At 42.7% G+C, this 4,340-nt stretch carries 5 protein-coding genes; all 5 read right to left on the reverse strand.

Annotated elements, in window-relative coordinates:
* Window positions 1–308: metalloregulator ArsR/SmtB family transcription factor (locus tag VN379_RS22670; protein WP_325538127.1), on the reverse strand; the 308-nt coding region annotated here is incomplete at its 3' end.
* 565 nt (window positions 309–873) lie between these two features.
* Complete coding sequence (locus VN379_RS22675; RefSeq protein WP_325538129.1) at window positions 874–1,491, reverse strand: hypothetical protein; 618 nt, start codon at window positions 1,489–1,491, stop codon at window positions 874–876.
* Between the two features lie 148 nt (window positions 1,492–1,639).
* Window positions 1,640–2,065, reverse strand: coding sequence for a hypothetical protein (locus tag VN379_RS22680; RefSeq protein ID WP_325538131.1), 426 nt, complete (start codon window positions 2,063–2,065; stop codon window positions 1,640–1,642).
* Window positions 2,066–2,129: 64 nt separating this feature from the next.
* A complete protein-coding gene (locus tag VN379_RS22685) occupies window positions 2,130–3,968 on the reverse strand; it encodes a flagellin (protein ID WP_325538133.1) in 1,839 nt (612 codons plus the stop codon).
* Between the two features lie 139 nt (window positions 3,969–4,107).
* The coding region (locus tag VN379_RS22690) for a hypothetical protein (protein ID WP_325538135.1) at window positions 4,108–4,340 on the reverse strand (233 nt) is incomplete at its 5' end.

A 4,340-nucleotide genomic window follows, 5' to 3' on the forward strand; every position in this document is an offset into this window, starting at 1 on the left:
AGCGAATACCAGGCCATCGTGCCTTCCTTGCGGTATTTAACCAGCCGGGCTCCGCGCAGTAACCGAAGCTGATGAGAGACCGCCGACTGACCAATCTGCACCACGGCTGCAATATCACAGACGCATAACTCCCGCTTAGCCAAAGCCTGCAGGATTTTAAACCGGGTCATATCGCCCAGCAGCCGGAACATTTCCGTTACCTGCTGCGCCTCAATCTCCGGCACCATCTCGGCCCGGGCCAGACAAATCGTCTGGGGATGCTCACATAATTCTTCACATACAGCGTTATCACAATCACATTTTTTCATCACATACCATCTACGAATATATTCATGTAAAATATAGCTTTCCCTGTCCTTAGTGTCAAGAAAACGCTAGGTGGCTGATGACACGTTTCCTATGAGAAGCCAGACTGACCTCCCTCGTTTTCGCTCCGCTTTCCCTTGCAGACGCGGGCATACACAGTTAATATTCGATATATGAATACGTATTCACATAGACAATATACTCCTTAACGTGATGGTTGTCAAGAAAATAAATGACCATCTCAGAATGGTTTATAGACAATGAGGCAGCGGTTGGCGATTGATCGTTCTAGCCGTGTTTGGCGCGGCCGCTATCTCGTTTCTCCTGCAGAACGGGAGCGGATGAGGAGAGTGTAGGAGTCACATTGTTCCAAATAATTCTTCTTCCAAGCAGATATGCTGTCCCTTGCAAATCTCCATAGCGGCTCTTCTAACAAACAAAGTGAAAGGTTATATATACCTCGGCAATAAAAATGCCAAACTGCCTCATATAACTGCTGCAGGTATTCTATAAGATACATATTTCACGGCATACTTTGTGATTGTTTTGCCCTGTGGTTACTTGTTATCAATCCTTATCTTCCCAATAGACTTTAATAAAATCCACCTTCTGGTCTTCGTATCCATTGGCTTCATTACCGTCAGGCCTTCTTTGAATGATTTGCAAATGATATTGATTGTTTTTAAATGTAATGATAAATAAAGTATTAAACCCCATCCATTGTCCTTGATTGTTTCTCATTTTCACTGCAATATTATTCTCGCCATAAGGATCTATTGGAGCAACATTTAAAATCTGCAGATTATTTTCATTAAACTCATACTTAACCCAACTGCTATTTGCCTTTGCCCATTTACCATAAATTAATTCTTGCGCCATTTGTTTATCTGACTTGGTTTGCTTTTCTATATTTGGCTGTGGCTTGAGCAATGCTTCATTTTTTTGCGGTTCCACTGCTTCCTGAATTTCTGCATTTTGAGGCGCTTCAACTATTTTTCCCTGACTGTTTAAATGAGCGAAATCATATAGGAGAAAACCTAAGATTAATGTTAAACCAAGCACTGCTATGCCCACTGATTTTTTCCATCGGCCAGCTTGAGGGGCCTCTTTATCTATCCTGGACAGCTGATAAAATCCGTTTATCAAGACAGCTGCGAGGAGGCTTATCAGGATAACGGTAATCACAATATGACTTGTATGCCAAATCTTAGTCGTTGCCTGTATGCGATTATCTTCAGCTACATTTAATTTTTCTTGTCAGGGAATACAGCGGTGGCGTTATGCATTGTCGGTGCTACCGGTAAATGAAGTGTGAAACTAACATCCACATTAGCTAATGCTGCATTCTGCCTGGATTGATCTGAACGATTATTGCCTTTATCACTGCCTTCCAGCAACAGGTCCAAAAGATAAAGATCATACAGCCAGCCCTTTCTATAACCAAGCCCCGATTGTTCTCCGTGTGGCTGGCAAAGAACTTCATGCCTTGTAGCTCCAGGGGATCTTCAAAATGTTTTTCGGCACGAAATCCCCGCAGGGTTCCTTCCTGTAAGTCGGCCGTGATCATTCCATTCTTTTTAGCATCCTCTTTCATTGCATTTATTTGGTTTTCAATAAAATCTACACCGATAACTCCATATTTTAAGTCTGCTGTGCCATTCTCATTGAGATGGAGAGTAATTTCCCCTTTAAGGCAACCGGTCAACAAAAAACAAAACAGAATCAGTAATAACCCGGTCATAAGCCGTTGGTGCTTCATATGCAATCAACCCCTCAAGTTACTTCCTGGATCATGCTTATTACTCAAATAAACATGATCCAGGTTAATTTAATAACTGTAAAACACTTTGTGGCTGCTGATTGGCTTGTACCAGCATACTTTGTCCGGCTTGTTTTAAGATCATGAACTTGGTCAGGTCCATCATCGCTTTTGCCATATCAACATCCCGTATCCTTGACTCAGCGGCCGTCAGGTTCTCTGCAGAATTTTCCACATTGCTTCCGATATGTTCCAACGCATTATGATAAAACCCCAGGCGGGAGCGTTCGGCAGAAACCCGTTGGATTGCCGTATCAATTCGCGCCAGGGCTGTATCCAGTTTTGGGGTTACAGTTAAATCAAGGCCTTGAATTCCCAGTGCTTCCGTTGAGACATTATTGATATATAAAGTAAGTGTATTCCCGGTATTTGCCCCCGTCTGAATCTGAATTCCTTTGTTTTCTACGCTATTCGGCAAGACTTCCGGCGTAATTTTAACGATACTGTGAAGTGTGTTTGCCACAATATAACCCCGGTCACTAATCTGCGTGACAGCAAGAGACGGAATATCCAATGCCCAGACTTCCTCGCCGCTGCTAGCTACTTTAACCAGTTTGTCGCTGGTTCCCACCAGATAATTATTATCAGTGGTTTTCTGTAGCCAGTCATGCTCATAATCGTAAGGATCGGCAACCTGAAATATACTTGAACTAAGCTGTGAAAGATTGCCGGTCCCATCAACAATATATAATCCGGTGTTGCCTAATACCATGGCCTGCTGATCATCAATCATAGTAATAGCTGAAAAAACGGTATGATCTATTTTCGACTCCCATTCCAGACTAAAATCTGCATCTAACTTCATAATAAATCCTTTAGGTCCTGTGGGCGTCGCGTAAGATTCCTCCCCCAGCAACATATATCCGTTATCACTTGTTTGAACAACATCAATTCCTACTTTAAAATGCGATCCAGCTGGTAATACAAAGCTATTTGTAGCCATTACCTGCAAATTGGAATCCAGTTTCTGAATAAAAGCATGTTGTAATGAGACGCCAACGGCGATAAATCCGCCGTCTGCCGTTTGTTTGATCTCCAGTAAACTTTCATCGCCATACGCCAATATCTTGGAATTCACGATTTCACCGTCAGCAGATATTTTATATATGACAGCCTGATTATCACTGGAAATTAGATTTCGCCGTCGGCTGGAAGCAATAAAGCTGCCATCACTTAATGCCTGCACATTATAAATAACATTATAGCTATTGTCCAATGGCAATTCCTTTTCCCAAATGGTATTACCGACGGCATCAACTTTTGCCAGCCAATTCTGACTGGCAGCACCGAACGATCCTTTCCGTCCGGCTACTACCACCCCGCCGTCACTGGTAGCAGTCATTGATACAATTTCCTTACCATTAAAATCGACCTGCCATTCCGGGGTCAGTGGCTGAGTTGACTCAACAGCCGAATTTTTATAAGTGCCATCCAACAATTTCATGCCGTTAAATTCAGTATTTTTCGCAATCTTATTGATTTCCGCAAGAATTTGTTCAGCTTCATCCTGAATACTCATTCTATCGCCAGTTGTCAATGTTCCATTCCCTGACTGAATAGCAAGTTCCCGCAAACGCTGCAAAGGTGGCTCTAATATGTTATTTAGCCCGCCCTCCGCGGTTTGAACGAGCGAAATCGCATCCTGCACATTTCTGGCCGCTTGTGACAACCCGCGAATTTGCGCCCGCATCTTCTCACTAATGGCAAGACCAGCCGCGTCATCAGCCGCTTTATTGATTCTCAACCCGGAAGACAGTTTTTCTAAGACATCGGTCGATCTTTTTTCTGTACGTTTTAATTGATTCTGGCTGTAAATAGCCGCTAGGTTATGAGCAATTATCAAAGTGACCACTCCTCTCCAAAAAGCAGTTCCTTTCTACCAGTTACCCCCTGTCCTGGACAGGGGGTATTACATGATTTTACCACATCAAATTGCTAAAATATTTAATTCACTCATTTCCCAGGACCTAATATCCAGGTCTTTATAAACCATACTCGCTCATGAACGGAAGATGAGTTTCCTCAACAATAATTGCCCAGTCTAGATCATCCCCCTTTGCATCCATTATGCCGGCAAACTTGCCAATTACAGTGTATTCAGTGTCTGGTTGATAACGATATGTCATTACTTGTATCGCAAATCTTCCACCATCAGTCTCAAGTAAAGCTTTACCTTCTGAATATGCACTGCATATCCCCTTAATCTTTACAGTTT

The sequence above is a fragment of the Sporomusa sp. genome (genome assembly GCF_035561255.1).
In the GTDB taxonomy this organism is placed as follows: domain Bacteria; phylum Bacillota; class Negativicutes; order Sporomusales; family Sporomusaceae; genus Sporomusa.

Coding starts and splice junctions, on each gene's coding strand:
- VN379_RS22680 (WP_325538131.1), bottom strand. CDS start 2,065: ATGAAGCACCAACGGCTTATGACCGGGTTATTACTGATTCTGTTTTGT.